At 38.1% G+C, this 17924-nt stretch carries 14 protein-coding genes; 8 read left to right on the plus strand and 6 right to left on the minus strand.

Going from position 1 to position 17924, the window contains the following annotated elements; translation table 11 throughout:
- Positions 1–72 precede the first annotated feature (72 nt).
- The 3 genes from BM143_RS21855 (at position 73) to BM143_RS21865 (ending at position 2812) form a co-directional block, all read left to right on the plus strand.
- Positions 73–585, plus strand: coding sequence for a YceI family protein (locus BM143_RS21855; protein ID WP_034729881.1), 513 nt, complete (start codon positions 73–75; stop codon positions 583–585).
- 176 nt (positions 586–761) lie between these two features.
- A complete protein-coding gene (gene ygiD, locus BM143_RS21860; RefSeq protein ID WP_034729877.1) occupies positions 762–1589 on the plus strand; it encodes a 4,5-DOPA-extradiol-dioxygenase in 828 nt (275 codons plus the stop codon).
- 53 nt (positions 1590–1642) lie between these two features.
- Entirely contained in the window at positions 1643–2812 is a 1170-nt protein-coding gene (locus BM143_RS21865) for a carboxypeptidase regulatory-like domain-containing protein (RefSeq protein WP_090027298.1), read from the plus strand.
- Positions 2813–2953: 141 nt separating this feature from the next.
- Here the strand turns inward: BM143_RS21865 and BM143_RS21870 are convergent, their stop codons facing one another.
- From BM143_RS21870 to hutH, 3 genes are all read right to left on the minus strand, one after another.
- Positions 2954–4447 (minus strand): S8 family peptidase, encoded by a 1494-nt coding sequence (locus tag BM143_RS21870; protein ID WP_090027300.1) that lies wholly within the window; start codon positions 4445–4447, stop codon positions 2954–2956.
- A gap of 117 nt (positions 4448–4564) precedes the next feature.
- Positions 4565–5011: a GNAT family N-acetyltransferase gene (locus BM143_RS21875; RefSeq protein ID WP_090027302.1), complete on the minus strand. Its 447-nt coding sequence runs from the start codon at positions 5009–5011 to the stop codon at positions 4565–4567.
- Between the two features lie 136 nt (positions 5012–5147).
- A complete protein-coding gene (gene hutH / locus BM143_RS21880) occupies positions 5148–6638 on the minus strand; it encodes a histidine ammonia-lyase (protein WP_090027303.1) in 1491 nt (496 codons plus the stop codon).
- A 136-nt stretch (positions 6639–6774) separates the two neighbouring features.
- Between hutH and BM143_RS21885 the strand changes: the two genes are divergently transcribed.
- Together BM143_RS21885 and uvrC are read left to right on the plus strand one after the other, a co-directional pair.
- Positions 6775–7536, plus strand: coding sequence for a hypothetical protein (locus tag BM143_RS21885; protein ID WP_090027305.1), 762 nt, complete (start codon positions 6775–6777; stop codon positions 7534–7536).
- A gap of 264 nt (positions 7537–7800) precedes the next feature.
- A complete protein-coding gene (uvrC, locus tag BM143_RS21890; RefSeq protein WP_047454611.1) occupies positions 7801–9600 on the plus strand; it encodes an excinuclease ABC subunit UvrC in 1800 nt (599 codons plus the stop codon).
- Positions 9601–9652: 52 nt separating this feature from the next.
- Here the strand turns inward: uvrC and BM143_RS21895 are convergent, their stop codons facing one another.
- Genes BM143_RS21895 through BM143_RS21905 form a run of 3 tightly spaced genes read right to left on the minus strand, consistent with a single transcriptional unit; the run spans position 9653 to position 12406 of the window.
- On the minus strand, positions 9653–10399 hold the full coding sequence (locus tag BM143_RS21895) for a hypothetical protein (RefSeq protein WP_090027307.1): 747 nt from the start codon (positions 10397–10399) through the stop codon (positions 9653–9655).
- A 23-nt stretch (positions 10400–10422) separates the two neighbouring features.
- The gene (locus BM143_RS21900) at positions 10423–11505 is read right to left on the minus strand and encodes a putative type IX sorting system protein PorV2 (protein WP_090027309.1); all 1083 of its coding nucleotides are present in this window, start codon (positions 11503–11505) and stop codon (positions 10423–10425) included.
- Between the two features lie 13 nt (positions 11506–11518).
- Positions 11519–12406 carry a DMT family transporter gene (locus BM143_RS21905; RefSeq protein WP_090027311.1) on the minus strand — a complete coding sequence of 296 codons (888 nt, stop codon included), beginning with the start codon at positions 12404–12406 and terminating at the stop codon, positions 11519–11521.
- Between the two features lie 393 nt (positions 12407–12799).
- Between BM143_RS21905 and BM143_RS21910 the strand changes: the two genes are divergently transcribed.
- The 3 genes from BM143_RS21910 (at position 12800) to BM143_RS24090 (ending at position 17804) form a co-directional block, all read left to right on the plus strand.
- On the plus strand, positions 12800–14428 hold the full coding sequence (locus tag BM143_RS21910; RefSeq protein WP_090027312.1) for an acyl-CoA carboxylase subunit beta: 1629 nt from the start codon (positions 12800–12802) through the stop codon (positions 14426–14428).
- 127 nt (positions 14429–14555) lie between these two features.
- Entirely contained in the window at positions 14556–17549 is a 2994-nt protein-coding gene (locus BM143_RS21915) for a zinc-dependent metalloprotease (RefSeq protein WP_090027314.1), read from the plus strand.
- Between the two features lie 78 nt (positions 17550–17627).
- Positions 17628–17804, plus strand: a complete 177-nt coding sequence (locus BM143_RS24090; protein ID WP_167375333.1) for a hypothetical protein — start codon at positions 17628–17630, stop codon at positions 17802–17804.
- The last annotated feature ends 120 nt before the right edge of the window (positions 17805–17924 follow it).

A 17924-nucleotide genomic window follows, 5' to 3' on the forward strand; every position in this document is an offset into this window, starting at 1 on the left:
CTAAATCAATGCCCCGTATACGTTCTCTGTCCTACATTTGCAGTATCAATAACAAACAAAAAATACAATACAATGGCAACAAAATGGAACCTAGACCCAACGCATAGTGAAATTACTTTCAAAGTAAAACACATGATGATTTCTAACATCAAAGGAAACTTCAGAACGTTCAATGCTGAAATTGAAGCTGACGATGATACGTTCAAAAATGCTAAAACAACAGCTACGATTCAGACTGATTCTGTATTCACCAATAACACAGACAGAGACAATCACTTAAAATCTGCTGAATTTTTCAATGCAGAAGAATATCCGTCTATCACATTTGAATCTCAGGCTTTAAATGATACAATCACTGGAAACCTTACGGTAAACGGTGTTACAAAACCAATCACTTTAGATGTAGACTTCGGTGGAATCAACGTTGACCCTTGGGGAAATACAAAAGCAGGTTTTTCTTTTGAAGGAAAAATCAACAGAAAAGATTTCGGACTGAACTGGAACGCAGCTCTTGAAGCAGGAGGCGTAATGGTAAGCGAAGATGTAAAAATCGCCGGAGAATTACAGTTTGTAAAACAGGCATAATAAAAAAAACGGAGTTTTTGGTAGGTAGAAGGGAGCCACGAAGTGGCGACTTAGCCCAAAATAGGATGCAATCCTATTAATTAATGTAATATCAAAAGCATCTACAATTCATAACATAAAAAGGTTCAGGGATTTTTCTAAAAGCCTTGAACCTTTTTTCTAATTACAACCTCATTATGAACCTCAACGATCTGCAGAACATCAGCAACAATTTTGGAAATACCCAAAGAATGCCCGTTTTATTTCTCGGGCACGGTTCGCCGATGAATGCTATTGAAGAAAACCAGTTTGTACAGGGATTCAGAAAAGCAGCACAGGAAATCCCAAAACCTAATGCGATTCTGTGTATTTCCGCACACTGGTACACGCAGGGAACTTATGTCACTGCGATGGATATGCCGAGAACCATCCACGATTTCGGCGGTTTTCCAAAGGCTTTGTTTGATGTGCAGTACCCTGCTCCGGGAAGCCCGGAACTGGCCAAAGAAACCGTTGAACTTTTAGCTCCGGCTTTGGTGGAGGAAGATCACAACTGGGGACTTGATCACGGCGCATGGTCGGTGATTAAACATATGTACCCGGATGCTGATATTCCTGTGATCCAGCTGAGCATCGATTATACAAAACCTCCGCAATATCATTTTGACCTGGCCCAAAAACTGAATAAGCTTCGTGAAAAAGGTATTCTGATCATCGGAAGCGGAAATATTGTGCACAACCTTCGCCTGATCGACTGGAAAAACATCGATACAGTAGGTGCCGGCTGGGATTGGGCCATAGAAGCAAGAGAAAAGACCAATAACTGGCTTCTGGACGGAAATTTCCAGAATATCATAGACTATCAGAAACAGGGAACATTCCTTCAGTATGCTGTTCCTACACCGGATCATTACCTTCCGTTGATCTATTCATTAGGCTTAAAAGATAAAGCGGAGAATCTGTCTTTATTTAATGATGAACTGATCGGGGGATCTTTAAGTATGACGAGTGTAAGGATAGGATAAACCTGTTTTATGAACCTTTTTTTATCACTAGAAATTTAGTAATATTGTTTACCATGAAAAAAACGATATTACTATTTTTATTTATACTCCCTCTGTATTTTGTAACCGGGCAGATGATTAAAGGCCGGGTAGTCAGTGATAACGGTAATCTCATATCCGGTGTAAATATTTATATTGATGGAACCAAAACGGGAACTATTTCAAAAGAAGACGGAACCTTTAGTCTCAGTATTTCTTCTACGACTTTGGGAAATGTCGTTTTTCAGAAGGACGATTTTGAAACTTTTACGACACCCGCTTCGGAGGTTATCAATAAAAATCTGAAAGTGGTTCTGACTAAAACCACCGCTATTGAAGAAATCAGGCTGGTTCCCTATACTCCGGAAGCTTATAGAAGTTATATCAATTATTTTCTGGAAACTTTCATCGGCAGTGACCGTGAACACGTAACAATCAAGAACCAAAAGTCCCTGAAGTTTTCCTACGACAAAAAAAATAAATTCCTGAAAGTAAAAGCTCCGAATACTTTAATCATAGAAAATAAAAATCTGGGCTATGAAATCCGCTACAATCTGATCAACTATACATCAGATTTTAATTCCCATATGGTTAATTATACAGGAACAAGTTTTTTCAAAGAAACAAAGAGCTCTGATAAAATCAAACTTAACCGGATGAATGCTTACGACGGAAGTCTGCTTCATTTTTTCAGAAGCATTTACAATAATCAAATCCCGGAAGAAAAGTTTATTGTGAATCATGTGGTAAAAGTTCCCAATCCGAAATATCCAACGGAAGAAGAACTGAAAATCCTGGATGATTTTAAGCAGATTGTAAAAAGTTCGGCAATGCTAAAAATACCCGAAAACATAAGTGATATTTCCCAAAGGAAAAACAACCAGAAACCTAATGCACTGGCCATTGTAAAAACACAAATCCCTGATTCCGCGTACGTGGAAAGAAAAGATGGGAAGGTGCTGTTCAGTTTTAAAGATATGCTGCAGGTGAACTATCAGAAATATTCTTACGAGATTAAGGGAAAGGAATTTACTAAAGAGGGATTACCCATTACATTGTCTTCCTACCTGCATCCTGAAGGTGAAGTCTTTGAGATAACAAAAGAAGGGAATATCTCCAATCCGGACCAACTCATCAACGAAGGCGATTTTACAAAAAATAAAATTGAAAACCTGCTTCCGTTAGATTATCAGCTGGGAGACTGAGATATTCCCTTTGAAATTTTTCATTAAGAGACAGCCTTGATCTTTAAGGCATAAATCTCAACGTAACGTTTCGGGATGCGGGTTTCGTACTCTTACCCCTGAAACGCATTATTCATTACTCATTACTGATTACTTATAACTTTATTGTACCGCTTTCAGAACATTAATATTTCCGTATCCGTAGCTTGAATTAACGGTAGGATAATACGTAGCAGACTGTCTCATTTTATTAAGCACCTGATCTCTCGTCCATGACGGATTTTTAGACCAGACAAGAGCTGCAATACCAGCCGTTGCTGCTGTTGCCACTGATGAACCGCCTACATAATCAGACTGATTGTTATAATAACTTAAAACAGGAACTGTATTTCCATTGGCTCTTTCCATCTGGAATGTAAAATCGATCTGGCTTCCGGAATGGCAGACATCACATTTCTGGTTGGATGTTCCTTCCTTTACACCCGTTACAGCCTGCGTTTCAGACATACTTGCCGGGAAAATAACCCCAACAAAATTGGTAAAGCTCGTAGAAGTCCCTCCCGCACAGAAAATCAATTTTCCTTTCGAATAAGCGTATTTCACTCCGTCTTCAATTTTTCCGACAGAGAAAATATGCCCCATTGACATTGAAATAATCTTCACGCTGGTATTATTGGCCAGATCCGTAAATGCTGTTTTTACTCCGTTCTGCTCGCTGGAAGTTTCCAGTACAACATTGGAAGCCGCACGGTAAGTAATCAGATTGGCATTGTACGCCACCCCTACAGGAAGTCCTGCATTATTTTTCGGAGCTGCCATTACGGAAGCCATTTTTGTTCCGTGACCACACTGATCTGCCGGTCCGTCTGTAGTAGATCCGTTCACATATGATCCGAACTTGCTGATCGTTCTTCCTGAAGAAGCTCCTGTATTAAAACTGCTTCCCAGTAAGGTCTGTTCTGGTGAAACTCCCGTATCGATAAGGCCTATGGTAACTCCTGCTCCTGTACTGTGGCTCCATGCGTTAGGAATATTGTGTTGGGTAAAAGCCCATGGAACTTTAGCATTCGGTGTTGTGGTCGTATAATCTGCAGCATTTAAAGCGGTAGATTCAAAGCCGCATCCTGATGAAGAACCGCTGGATTTTGCGTTGGGATTAAGCCCGTTTTCTATTTCAAAATAATGATAGTCTCCCGGCTCTACATACCTGATGGTCTTCATTTTTCTCAGGGCTGTAATCGTTTCCTCTTTTTCTACGATGACATCTATCTGATTAAGATACTGATCTGAAGCAATCAGAAATCGTTCCTGGCTGGCATTTTCATATTTTTTGATCAGATCCAGAACTTCAGCTTCCATGGTTTTGCTGTCTGCGGAAAGGCTTCGGTCAAAATCATCCTTTGAAGACCCAAATCCGATGGACACCATTCTGTTTCCTCTGAAAATAGCACTCCAAAGCAGATGATCGGAAGCATTTTTCCAGTTGAAAGCCCCGGTATTTTTGATCGAGCTGTTAATTTCAGCGTTGATCTGTTTTCCCGTTAAAGGATCTTTCTGAACATTTTCAACGGCAGGATTTTCATTTTGAAGTTGGTCACTGGTACATGAATTCATGATAAAAAACAGTGCCAGTAGGTAAAATACACTTTTTCTCATAGTTTTAATTGTATGGTTTGGAACCCCAATATAACACTTTGATGGGAATTAAAAGCTTAGAAAAAATGAATTTACTATTACAAGAATATGAATATTTACTACTACCCTTTGAGAAATTTATAACATTTTTTCATAACAAACGCTTTTATCAACACCTATATATTTTCCGTAGTTAGGAATTTTGCAATAGCCGCTTTTCTCATAGACGGAAAGGGCTTCATTCTGTTCAAGTGAACTTTCCAGAACCGCTTTTACATAACCTGATTCTTTAGCCCAGGATTCCAGTTCCTGTACAATCGCTGTGGCCAGACCTCTTTTCCTAAAATCGGGATGAGTGTACATCCTTTTGATCTCTACCGTATCTTCAGAAAACTTTTTGAAAGCTCCGCATGCTGCCAGCTTTTCATCAACGTAGATCACGATACAGTTTTTGATATTGTCAATTTTATTAAACTGATCATAGAATGAGTGCTCATCTCCGTTACGGATGGCAAGATCAGCATCGAGAAGTTTAACTAAATTCTGAAAATCTGTGTGGGAAGAATCTGTTCTGGTGATGGTCATTTTTTTGGATTTAAAAATTTAACTGATTTAAAGATTTAAAAATTGGGGTGTAATACAAAAGCTTCCCCGGTGAGAGGAAGCTTAAGATTTATTTATTTTTCAGGAGTGATGGCTATCGCTGCTTTTGGCTTTTTTATTAAACTTCTACCTTGAATTTTCTTTCATTGATAAGCTCTGCAATCGCCAGCATATCTTTTCCGATCAGTCTGTCATCTTCCAGCTTCTTCACTTTTGTACGGATGATAGCAAAGTTTTCTTCGATGATCTTCGAACATTTGGAAGGTCTTCTGAATTCTAATCCCTGGGCTGCAAACATCAATTCCACAGATAAGATATTTACCAGATTTCCTAAAACCTGATTGAATTTTCTACCGGAAATACTTCCCATAGAAACGTGGTCTTCCTGTCCTAAACTTGTAGGAATGGAATCTGCAGATGCCGGGAAACACAATGTTTTATTTTCCGTAACCAAAGCCGCAGAAGTATACTGAGGGATCATAAATCCTGAATTCAGTCCTGAGCTTTCCGTTAATAATCTTGGAAGTCCGTATTTTCCTTCTAACAGTAAATAACTTCTTCTGTCTGAAATATTTCCTAATTCAGCAGCAGCCAGTGTAGCATAATCCAATGGAAGTGCCATCAGCTGTCCGTGGAAATTTCCTCCGGAAATAGATTCTTCGGCGCTTAGTACAATTGGGTTATCTGTTACAGAATTTAGTTCTGTTTCAGCCATCAGCTTAAGGTGTTCAAAAGCATTTCTGCTGGCACCATGCACCTGAGGAACACATCTCATGGAATAAGGGTCCTGCACTCTTTCGCACTCTTCATGCGCTTTCATGTTTTCAGAACCTTTTAAAAACTTAACCATTCTAGCCGCCACTTTTTTACTTCCCTCGAAAGGTCTGATCTCGTGAAGTTCTTTTTTGAACGGGCTTTCAGAACCTCTGTACGCTTCAATACTCATAGCCGCAGTCATATCTGCCAGGTTCAGTAAATATTCAAATTTCTCCAAACCTTTGATCGCATGCGCCAGAATAAACTGGGTTCCGTTGATCAGTCCCAAACCTTCTTTTGGGCCTAATACCAACGGTTCAAGACCATGTCTTTCTAAAACTTCCATGGTTTCAAAGATCTCGTCTCCTTCCCAAACCTGTCCTAATCCAAGCAATGGAAGTACCAGGTGAGCAAGAGGAGCTAAATCTCCGGATGCCCCTACAGAACCCTGCTCCGGAACAACCGGAATAATATCTTTTTCAAGCATCAGGATCAGTCTTTCGATCACTTCAAGAGAAACTCCTGAAAAACCTTTAGACAAAGCATGAACCTTGGCAATGATCATGATTTTGGAAAACTCCTTATTGATAGGCTTTCCTACACCTACTGCATGGGAAATAATAAGGTTATACTGCAGCTGGGCAGTTTCGTCAGCAGATATTTTAGTATCGCAAAGGGGACCGAAACCCGTATTGATCCCATAGACACATCTATCGGATTCTACTATTTTCTGAACGTTTTTCTGAGATTTTAGGATCTGTTCTTTGGCTACTTTATTAAGTTTAGCTTTATTTGGTTTTTTACAGATTTCCAGAACATCATGGAAAGTGAAAACATCTACACCGTATATCATTTCTAAAAATTTCCTTAAAATTACGCATTTAACGATAATTGTAAAAGCTAAATTTCACGGTCTTATATTTTTCTGACAATACGTCGATTAATTTCCTATTTTTACCGCCAAAATTAAAAACAATTATCAATAACTTATGAAACTTAAAACTCTACTGCTTACGTTATGTCTTGCAGGTACAGCCACTTTCGCCCAGAAAGTAAAATACGCCAAAGAAGACATCAAAAAAATGGAAACTTATCTCTTCAACGAGGGCTTTAATACACCGTCTCCTAAGAAAACATCAACCATTGTTTTAAAAGACGGAAGCTCTCATAAAGGGTTCTGTGGCAAGATCGAAACAAAAAAAGGACAGATTTATGAAGTTTCTTTGAAAGACAGCATCACGAAAAAGAATGAAGTCTTTAATGCTGAACAGATCACCGAGATGTATGTATACCCTACCAATGCTGAAAAAATAGCAAAAGTTGGAAAGTATATGGGAAACATCAGAAATTTCGGCACCAAAAAACTGACGAAGAATACAGCGGGTGGAAGAATCCATTTTGTCAATCAAACCGTTTCTCTGAAAAACAAAAAAGACGATAAGGAATTCCTGATGCAGCTGATCAACCCTGACTTCAGTGATATCATTTCTGTATATCATGACCCGAGAGCTAAAGAAACCGGAGGTTTTTCTATGATGGGTTCTCCTCAGCTTGGTGGTGGGGTTATCAAATCTTATTATGTAAAGAAAGGAGATAAGGTCATGTGGCTTCACAAGGATGACTTCGAGGATAATTATGATTTCCTTTTTGGCGACAATGCAGAATTCATGAAGAAATATCCTAAAAATTCTGTTGAGTGGGATTATCTAAGCTTCCTGATCAATGAATACACTGCGATGAGCAACGGATAAAATTTAATTTTAATCTGAGTTCGGGATGAGCAAACTAAGAGTCAATGGTGAATTTTGCTTCGCAAGTGAATGGTGAATTTTTTTGGGGCTAATATAAGATTTCAGATATTACAAGATCTGAAACATTCATGTCAAAACTTTCAAACCCTAAAACGCTCCGACTCTCAAACCCGGATCTAATTTAAACATACCTCATAAAACTGCAGAAAATTCTGCAGTTTTTTTGTTCTTTTAAATCCCGGATGGATTCCGTAATTTTGTTATATGAATCCTTCTTTAGAATTACAGCTTAAAACTTTACCATCAGAACCAGGCGTTTATCGTTATTATGATAAAAACGATCAATTGCTGTATGTAGGAAAGGCCAAACACTTAAAGAAAAGGGTTCTCTCCTACTTCAACAAAAACCTTCCAGGCTACCGTATTAAAATAATGGTAGGAAAGATTGTCCGTCTCGAAACGACCATCGTTAATAGCGAATATGACGCTCTTTTACTGGAAAACAACCTGATCAAGGAACACCGTCCTTTTTACAATGTATTGCTGAAGGATGACAAAACCTATCCATGGATCTGTATTAAAAACGAAAACTTCCCAAGGATCTTTCTCACCAGAAATGTGATCAAAGACGGCTCTGAATATTATGGTCCTTACGCGAAAGTACGTCCTGCAAAGATTCTATTAGATACCATCAAGCATATCTATAAGCTCAGAACCTGTAATCTGAATCTTTCGCCTGCTAAAATAGACGAAGGAAAATACAAGGTATGTCTGGAATATCATATCAAAAACTGTGAAGGACCTTGCGAGGATCTGGAAAGTAAAGAAGATTATGATGAAAAGATCGATGCCATCCGTGGAATTATCAAAGGAGATTTCCGGAAAGCAAAGGAATATCTGGTGAATCAGATGATGAAGCATGCCGAAAATCTGAAGTTTGAAGAAGCACAGATCATTAAGGAAAGACTGGATATTTTAGAAGATTATCAGGCTAAAAACACGGTGGTTAATCCCAATATTGATGATGTGGATGTATTCGGAATGACCAGCGATGAAACGGCTGCTTATGTGAATTTCTTTAAAATCAGAAACGGAAATATCATCCAGAGTTTTACCACTGAAATCAAAAAAATCCTTGAGGAAACCGATGAAGATATTATGGAAGAAGCCCTTATCGAAATCCGACAAAAGTTCAGCTCGGATTCTAAAGAAGTCCTGCTTCCGTTCCATCTTTCGGTAGAGATCCCGAATGTAAAACTGATTGTTCCCAAAGTAGGCGATAAAAAAAGGATTGTAGAACTTTCCGAGAAAAACGCCAAGGAATACCGTTTGGAAAAATTGAAACAGGTACAGATTGTAGATCCTGAAAGACATACCAACAGAATCATGGCAGAAATGCAGAAACTGTTGAGAATGCCTGTGGAACCAAGACATATTGAAGGTTTTGATAACTCGAACATTCAGGGAACCAATCCTGTTTCTGCCTGTGTTGTATTTAAAGACGGAAAACCAAGCAAAGCTGACTATAGAATTTTCCATCCGAAAACGGTGGAAGGAGCCAATGACTTTGCTACCATGGAAGAAGTGATTTACCGACGTTATAAAAGACTGCTGGATGAAGGAGAAGATCTTCCGCAGCTGATTCTGATAGATGGTGGAAAAGGACAGCTTTCTTCTGCTGTAAAAAGTCTGAGGTTATTGGGACTTTACGGCAAAATTACCATTGTCGGCATCGCGAAAAGGCTGGAGGAAATATTCTTTCCTGAAGATTCTATTCCTTTGTATCTGGATAAAAAATCAGAAACCTTAAAGATATTGCAGCGCGTAAGAGATGAAGCTCACCGTTTCGGAGTAAAACACCACAGAACGAGAAGAAAAAACTCAACCATCAAATCTGAGCTGGAAGAAATTCCGGGTGTGGGTGAAAAAACAATTGAGCTATTGCTTTCTAAATTGAAATCCGTTAAACGTATCCGGGAATCGAGTATGGAAACATTGGAAGAGATCCTGGGGAAAAGTAAGGCGAAGGTGATCTGGGAGTATTTCAATAGCACTGACCAATAAAAAAATCCTTAACTCATGGAATTAAGGATTATATATTATTGATAGTGTATTCTTATTTTGAGGAAAATACTTCTTTTGAAAACTCTCCGTTAGATTGTGGCATATCAATGATGATATTTCCGTTTTCAAAATAACCGATGGTATAGCTTCCGTCTGCAAGTTTTACTCTGAAGACATCTTTCTTTGAAGAAGTTTTAAAAACAGCGAATGGTACAGAACTTCCGCTATCTGCAAGGATAAACTGACTATTATCTACCTGAATTTTCTGAAGATTCCACTTTCCGTTTGAATACTTCCCTGATTTATTTTCCTGAATTGTTACAGGAGAAGAAGATGGAGTCTCAGTTTGAGTTACAGATTGTGTTGGTACAGGTTCTGCTGCTTTTACAGCTAACATTGCTTCTGAAGGAAAGGAAACAGGAATTGTTACGACAGCCTGTTTAAGAGCGTCTTGAAATCCTTCCTTAAAGTCTTTGATCCCGGAAGCTCCTTTAGAAGAAAAAACAGTTTTCTCATTGCAGTCTTTCAATTCAATAAGTAGTTTATTCTTTAAAAAGCTGCTGTTGTCTGAAACATTAGCAGATAAAACACTGCATGGATTTTCTCTTGCATCAGCCGGCTTTATAACCGTGTATTTTTTGTTGGTCAAGGCCTTAGCCAAGGCTGCTTCAAGCCCATAGGGTTCTTTATCAAAATCTTTAAATTTCTCCGGAACGGAAATATATTTATAATCAGAAACTTTCTGTCCAAAAACAGCCGTTACCAAAAAGAAAGATGCTAATACTGAAATTTTTTTCATTGCTTTTAAATTACATGTCAAAGTTAATCATTTCTAAACTGCCCCATATCCAGTTTAAGAGAGAAAAAATTAGAATAGAAATTAGATCCTCCTATTCCTGAATTGGTGATGGCATAATCCAGTGTAAGCCCTCTGTATTTTATCCCGATACCAGCGCTCGGCTGGAAAGAAACTTTTCTCTTCAGGTCCTCAATATCTGTGATAGACTGGAATCTGTTTACCCCAAGTCTTACGAAAATCATTTTCTGATATCCAAGTTCAGCCCCTGCGTAAGGCGTAAGGCTGGCAAAATCTGTAGAAACCAAAGCGGCCGTTTTCGCGAAATCCACATTGATTCCGGCTTCCGGTAATACATAAAGGCTGCTATTGATATTGAATATTTTACTTGCCCCAACATTCAGTTTAGGCATGGTAAGTTCCATTTTATCTTTTGGCGCCGGGTTAAATTCTTCTCCGTTTACCACAGTAGAAAGCTCCTTTTGATTGATGCTCCAGAAGTTGACAGTCGTCGTTGCATCACGCAACATCCCCCCGAATTTCCATCCGTTGTCTGCTTTATAAATAGCACCGATATCAAAACCAAAACCATAACCGTTGGCAAATTTCCCTACATTTCTGTAGACAATCTTAGCATTGACCCCCACATCCAGTTTCGGATTTCCGGCAGGATGAAATGCATAGGAAAGGATGGCGGCATAGTCAGACTGGGAAAATTTTGTGATTTTATCATAATCAATATTCCCCTCTGAATCGATCATCTGTGTAGTGTTCAGGATATTGTCTACCCCTAATCTTACTACAGAAACCCCAAATACCCCTTCTTCCAGTACTTTTGCATAGGCCAGATAATCATATTTTGCAATAGATTCGAAATATTCTGCGTGCATTGCTGCGCCCTGCCAGTCTCTTTCGATAGCCATTAAACCTGCGGGGTTCCACATCGAGGCGTATACATCGTCCTGATTGGAAATTACAGCTCCACCCATGGCCAGCCCTCTTGCTCCAGCTCCTATATTTAGAAATTCATTGGAGTATTTTCTTATGATCTGAGATTGAGACAGCCCAAACAGCAGTGAAAATGCAAGTAAAAAATATTTCTTCATCATATAAATTTGATGCTTAGTTAAAGTTTTTTAGTTTTTTAGTTTTCCTGGATTTCATCAATCCATTGACAATGATTGCCAGTATCATAACGCCTGAAGCTCCATAAAATACAGGACTCATTTCTTCTGATTCCCCAAAGATAAAAAAAGCTAGTATAATTCCGTAAACAGGTTCTAAATTAACTGTTAAAATTAAAGTAAACGGCGAAATATATTTCATCAGGTTTACAGATTCCAACATTGGAAATGCTGTAAAAACACTGGCCAACAAGCATATTAACGCCAGATCTCTGTAGTTTATTTCATTCATCTGAAAAATCTGTCCTGTACCCATATAAAATAGAGCAAGAACCAGCCATCCGCAGAAGATTTCATAAAATATAATATTTCCGGAACTTGTTTTTCCAAACATCTTCCCGTTAAAAACAGAAAAGATGGTCCCGAATATCGCACAGAGAATCCCATAGATGATCCCTTCCTTAAAATGAAACTCTGTTTTAAAGATCAGTAAAATACAGGCAACAATTACGACACCCATGATGACTTCTGATATATCGATCTTCCTTTTAAAAATAATGGGTTCTAATATGGAAGCAAATAAAGTAGAAAGTGAGAGGCAGCTTAATGCAATGGAAACGTTCGACACTTTAATGGAATAAAAAAAACAATACCAGTGGAGCGCCATGGCACAGCCGATCCCAGCCAGCTGAAAAAATATCTTCTTCGATACTTTTATGCTCTCCTTTTTATAGATCCTGATAAATATAAATAGGAATATGGCCGCAAACAGCATTCTGTAAAATACGAGAATCTGAGCATTGGCATGAATCAGTTTTCCCAAAATTGCAGTAAACCCCCACAAAAAAACAATCAAATGCAACCTGAAAAGTGCTAATTTTTGCATATCCTAACTTCTATAAATTTTTAACAGGCAAATTTACAAATAGCATTTAGAAATAGTGCTAAAAAGATAAGTTTAGTGAAATAAAAAGCAGAAAATGTAAAATTCAGTTCATCTACTTATTATAAGACATAAAAAACCCTGAAAATTTGTTCAACGTTCAGGGCCTTCAAATAATAAACTATTAAAAAAATAAACTAGGAACTTAGAGTATTTAGCAGGGAATATGATCCCTTTAACTCTGTAGTAAAGTTAGAAAAAATATCAGTAATTTAAAAATAATTTTTTGTTAAAAATTTCACAAATTTCTGAGAACCAATATATTAAACACTTGTTTTACTTCAGTGTGTATTCTTTATAAAAATAGTATCTTTAGGCGTAAAAAATTGAAATTTTATGGACCTTGAATTCAACAAACGGGAAGATCAAAATAGATTAAAATTATCCGATCTCAATCAATTGCTCGCTGAAATAAAAAAAGGAGGCGGTGAAAAGAGGCTTCAAAAGCTTCGCGACGAAGGAAAAATGACAGCAAGAGAAAGAGTAGAATATCTTCTCGACAAAGGTTCAGATTCCATAGAAATCGGTGCATTTGCTGGCTATGAAATGTATAAAGAACATGGCGGATGCCCTAGCGGAGGAGTTGTAGTGGTGATGGGATATGTTTCAGGCAGACAGTGTCTGGTGGTAGCGAATGATGCTTCTGTAAAAGCAGGTGCATGGTTCCCGATTACCGGAAAGAAAAACCTAAGAGCACAGGAAATCGCGATGGAAAACAAACTTCCAATTATCTATCTGGTAGACTCTGCGGGTGTTTATCTTCCTATGCAGGATGAAATTTTCCCTGATAAAGAGCATTTCGGAAGAATTTTCAGAAATAATGCTAAAATGAGTTCAATGGGGATCATTCAGATTTCCGCCGTGATGGGAAGCTGTGTAGCAGGAGGCGCTTATCTTCCTATTATGAGTGATGAAGCGATGATTGTGGATAAAACAGGTTCTATTTTCCTTGCCGGAAGTTACCTTGTAAAAGCAGCCATTGGTGAAACTATCGATAATGAAACATTGGGAGGCGCTACCACGCACTGTGCTATTTCAGGAGTGACGGATTATAAGGCTAAAGATGACAAAGATGCTTTAGACAGAATCAAAAACATCATGAAATCTCTTGGAAGTACTGAAAAGGCCGGATTCGACAGAATAGAAAGCTTTCCTCCAAAAGAAAATCCTGATAATATCTTCGGTATTGTTCCTGTTTCAAGAGCGGAACAGTATGACACTTACGAGATCATTAAATGTTTAGTTGATAATTCAGAATACGAAGAATATAAACCTGATTACGGAAAAAGCATCATCTGTGCTACCGCAAGAATTGACGGGTGGTCCGTAGGAATTGTAGCCAACCAAAGAAAGCTTGTAAAAAGCGGAAAAGGTGAAATGCAGTTCGGAGGTGTCATTTATTCGGATTCTGCTGATAAATCAACAAGATTTATTGCTAACTGTAACCAGAGAAAAATTCCTTTGGTATTCCTTCAGGATGTTACAGGATTTATGGTAGGTTCGAAGTCCGAGCATGGCGGAATTATTAAAGATGGTGCTAAAATGGTGAATGCCGTTTCTAATTCTGTAGTTCCAAAATTCACGATCATTACAGGAAACTCTTACGGAGCCGGAAATTATGCGATGTGTGGAAAAGCTTATGATCCAAGACTGATCGTAGCATGGCCTTGGGCAGATCTTGCTGTAATGGGCGGATCTCAGGCAGCAAAAGTTCTAGTGCAGATTCAGGAGTCTACCTTGAAAAAACAGGGTAAAGAAATCTCTGAAGAAGAACATAACGAAATTTTAGATACCATTACCAAAAGATACCAAAAGCAGACTGAAGCTACTTATGCAGCTGCAAGGCTTTGGACGGATGCTATCATCAACCCTACCGATACAAGAAAATGGATCTCTATGGGTATTGAAGCAGCAAACCATTCTCCAATTACGGAAAAATTTAACTTAGGAGTTATTCAGGTATAAAAATATTCACCATATATTAATAGTGTATTTATTTTTTTAATATACTCTAACAAAACGGCAATATGATAAGTAATTCATATTGTCGTTGCTTTTTATTTATTAACTTTATAAAAAGAATCACTTTATTATGAAAACTAAATTAACTTTTTTCCTATTAATTGTTTTTAACATTTTTTGGGCACAGAACATTTCAAAAGAAGCCTCCTTACCAGGCAGTGTTTTCCCATTTGACTTTCAAAGATTTGATAGCCAGTTTCGGGAAACCCGATTAAAAAAAGAAAAAATTTCAAAGGTCTGGATCAACATTCCTGCGGAAAACGGGAAAAGTATAAGATTCAATTTAAGCGAGAACGGTCTTACAGAGCAAAGGCTTAATTCAATCCTTACTTTTGACGGTGTGAGTGAAGATCGCAGTTCTTCTTTAAAACTATCTGTCTTTAAAGATCACTTTAATGCGATTATTAAAAATGATGAAGGTTATTTTATAGTAGAGCCTTACAAAACATCTCCCGGCGAGTACAGGATATACAACGCTTTCTCTAAATTTGATGAAAGATTTACCTGTGGGGTGGAAGAAAATGATGTGATTAAGGAACTAGCGGTAGTTAAACAATCTTTAAATTCAAAATCAGCGGTCAATTTTCCATTCGGCAACCAGATCAGAAAATTCAGACTGGCGGTTGCTACGACCGGTGAATTTACCCAGGCTTTTGCAGGAAATACAGATGATGCTTTGGCTGAGGCTGTCAATATGGTGAACCTGATTAATAAAATTTATGAATCTGAGGTTTCCGTAACATTCGGTCTTATTGCTGATACTACTAATAAAACGTTGATATTTACAGATCCGGCTACAGATCCATTTACAGTGGATGCTTCTTTTGCCAGTGCTGCCAATTCTCAAACCGGTTTTAATACAATGAATACCAATACCACTTTGGTTTATAATAAATATGATATTGGGCATACATTTAATATTTTAAGCAGTGGTGGGGCGCAGGGTCAGGCTGGTCCGCAACCGTGTAACAATACATCAAAGTCAAGAGCATGGAGCCAATGGGCTCTTACAATGCCTAAAGGGATTGTTGCAGGATTAATTGCTCATGAAATGGGCCATCAATTCTCTGCAGGACATACCTATAATGCTGTTGGCGGAAGTGCCAGTAGTCCTACATTTTGTACAAGCGGCTGGAATGCAGGTGCCGCTATTGAACCCGGTGGAGGATCAACGCTTATGGGATATTCAACTAACTGCTCAACCCCTAATAATCAAACAAATACAGGAAATAATAATTTAAGTTATTTTAATGCAAGAAGTTTAGATCAGATTCTAGCTTATCTGCAAACACCTGCCAACTGTTATACTATTGTTGCCAGTACCAACCAGGCTCCTTCTGCCAATGCCGGAGTAGATATTACCATCCCGAAAAATACACCTTTCAAATTAAAAGGAATTGCTACTGACCCTAATGACAGCAACCTTTCTTACACCTGGGAACAGGCGGATATAGCTACAGCTAATGATAAAGGAGCATTCGGGTCCACGATTACCGGAACAGGCGGCTATACTGCAGTAAACAGTACGACTGCACCTTTATTCCGTTCTGAACAAACGGTTTCAACTACTGAAAGATATTTTCCAAAGATGCAGTTTGTCCTGAATAATCAAAACAATCCACCTACGAATGACGCCGAAGCTTTACCTCTGGTAGCCAGGAATATGAAATTCCGTTTTACCGTAAGAGATAATAATGCCACAAACGGAGGACTGGATTCTGATGAAATCATTGTAACGGTGAGCAATAATGGACCATTAACAGTTTCATATCCGAATGCTACAGGTATTTCAGTAGCTTCCAATACGAATATGACCGTTACCTGGGATGTCAATAATACCAATACGATTAAAAGTAATGTTGATATTTTACTTTCTATTGATGGTGGAGTATCATTTCCTTATACATTAGCATCCAATGTTCTGAATAATGGCAGCTATAATGCTACTATTCCTTATATTCCAACTACTGATAAAGCAAGAGTAAAAGTAGTAGGGGTGATCAATCCTTATGCTGAATTCTTTGATGTTTCTGATAATAATTTTACCATTACATCAGACTGTGCAGCCTATCCTACTTATATTACCCCACAGACTGCAGCTACAGCTGTTGCGGGTAGTCCGGCATCTAATCTTAATATGGTAGCTCCACCAGCAGCAGATCCGGCGTATACTTCCAAAACTTTTGTCTATAATGTAGGAACCAGTACAAATAACATTATTGTCTACAGTAACTCTGGAATGACAGCTCCTGTTTCTGCAAGCAGTAATGCTGTAACCAATACATTTAAATTCAGAGTAACAGAAACCGGTTCATATGTTTTCTCCAAATCATCTGGCTTCCTGATTACATCAGTACATTCCGGAAGTCCTGCTACACTGGCTAACTTTTTAACATCAAATGCTTACTATAACGGCTCAAATTACACATCTACCGGATCCGCAAAAGCTGTAGTATTAAATGAGGGAGTTGATTATTACTTTGTGATTTCAAATTTTTCCAATCCAGCGAATGCAACCAGTTATACCCTTACGTCTGCTGGCCCTGGAAGTTTGTATGAGACGACTACAACACCTGCAGGCTACAGCTACACATTTGTCGCCATTAATAATTCCACTGGTAAGATTCAGGCAGTAAGCCCTACGGCAAACTTCACATCACTTCCAGCTGGTACTTTTACTGTAAAAGGAATCTCCTATGTCAGTACAGCCAATGTATCAAGCTTTGTTGGAAAAAGTGTCAGTGAACTTATTGCTTTAAATATCTGCTTAAATGAAAGTAAAAATTCCAGAGTACTAACACTTACTTCAAGCTTGGGCACAAAGGAATATCAGAATGTTACTGATATCAAAATCGTCCCTAATCCGGTAAAAGATATTCTTTCTGTGATTACGGACAAACAGGTTACTCATTATGAACTATATGATATGTCCGGTAGAAATATGGTTGGCAGAAAGAAATATTCAGGAAACATCATTTTCACAGAGTATTCAGCAGGATCTTATGTATTGAGACTTTTCGATAAAGAAGGTCTGATCTATACAACAACTGTTATTAAAAAATAGTATTAACTTTTAAATACAATAAGAAAAGATGGTCGAAAGGCCATCTTTTTTGTTATACATGTTAAACTATAAGAGTAGATGAGAGTTAAGCTTCATAACAGCAATGAATATCTCGCGCAGATCTTTCAGATGGAGCAGATTATTTTTGTAGTTACCGGAGAACAAGAGAAGGAGAAGATGGTTTCGTTTAAGTTTTGGCTAAAGCCTTTTGTATTGGGTATACATGGTAAGCGGGCTAAAGCCCGCTCCTATTGAATACATAGGAAAAATGTAGAAGAGCTGCTTATTGCTTATTGCTTATTGCTTATTGCTTATTGCAAATCTATGGATCAATGATGAATGATAAGTGATGTTCTGTAGTAGTAGTAGTAGTAG

The organism is Chryseobacterium oleae (assembly GCF_900115055.1).
Lineage (GTDB): Bacteria > Bacteroidota > Bacteroidia > Flavobacteriales > Weeksellaceae > Chryseobacterium > Chryseobacterium oleae.

Coding starts and splice junctions, on each gene's coding strand:
- BM143_RS21855 (WP_034729881.1), top strand. CDS start 73: ATGGCAACAAAATGGAACCTAGACCCAACGCATAGTGAAATTACTTTC.
- ygiD (WP_034729877.1), top strand. CDS start 762: ATGAACCTCAACGATCTGCAGAACATCAGCAACAATTTTGGAAATACC.
- BM143_RS21865 (WP_090027298.1), top strand. CDS start 1,643: ATGAAAAAAACGATATTACTATTTTTATTTATACTCCCTCTGTATTTT.
- BM143_RS21870 (WP_090027300.1), bottom strand. CDS start 4,447: ATGAGAAAAAGTGTATTTTACCTACTGGCACTGTTTTTTATCATGAAT.
- BM143_RS21875 (WP_090027302.1), bottom strand. CDS start 5,011: ATGACCATCACCAGAACAGATTCTTCCCACACAGATTTTCAGAATTTA.
- hutH (WP_090027303.1), bottom strand. CDS start 6,638: ATGATATACGGTGTAGATGTTTTCACTTTCCATGATGTTCTGGAAATC.
- BM143_RS21885 (WP_090027305.1), top strand. CDS start 6,775: ATGAAACTTAAAACTCTACTGCTTACGTTATGTCTTGCAGGTACAGCC.
- uvrC (WP_047454611.1), top strand. CDS start 7,801: ATGAATCCTTCTTTAGAATTACAGCTTAAAACTTTACCATCAGAACCA.
- BM143_RS21895 (WP_090027307.1), bottom strand. CDS start 10,399: ATGAAAAAAATTTCAGTATTAGCATCTTTCTTTTTGGTAACGGCTGTT.
- BM143_RS21900 (WP_090027309.1), bottom strand. CDS start 11,505: ATGATGAAGAAATATTTTTTACTTGCATTTTCACTGCTGTTTGGGCTG.
- BM143_RS21905 (WP_090027311.1), bottom strand. CDS start 12,406: ATGCAAAAATTAGCACTTTTCAGGTTGCATTTGATTGTTTTTTTGTGG.
- BM143_RS21910 (WP_090027312.1), top strand. CDS start 12,800: ATGGACCTTGAATTCAACAAACGGGAAGATCAAAATAGATTAAAATTA.
- BM143_RS21915 (WP_090027314.1), top strand. CDS start 14,556: ATGAAAACTAAATTAACTTTTTTCCTATTAATTGTTTTTAACATTTTT.
- BM143_RS24090 (WP_167375333.1), top strand. CDS start 17,628: ATGAGAGTTAAGCTTCATAACAGCAATGAATATCTCGCGCAGATCTTT.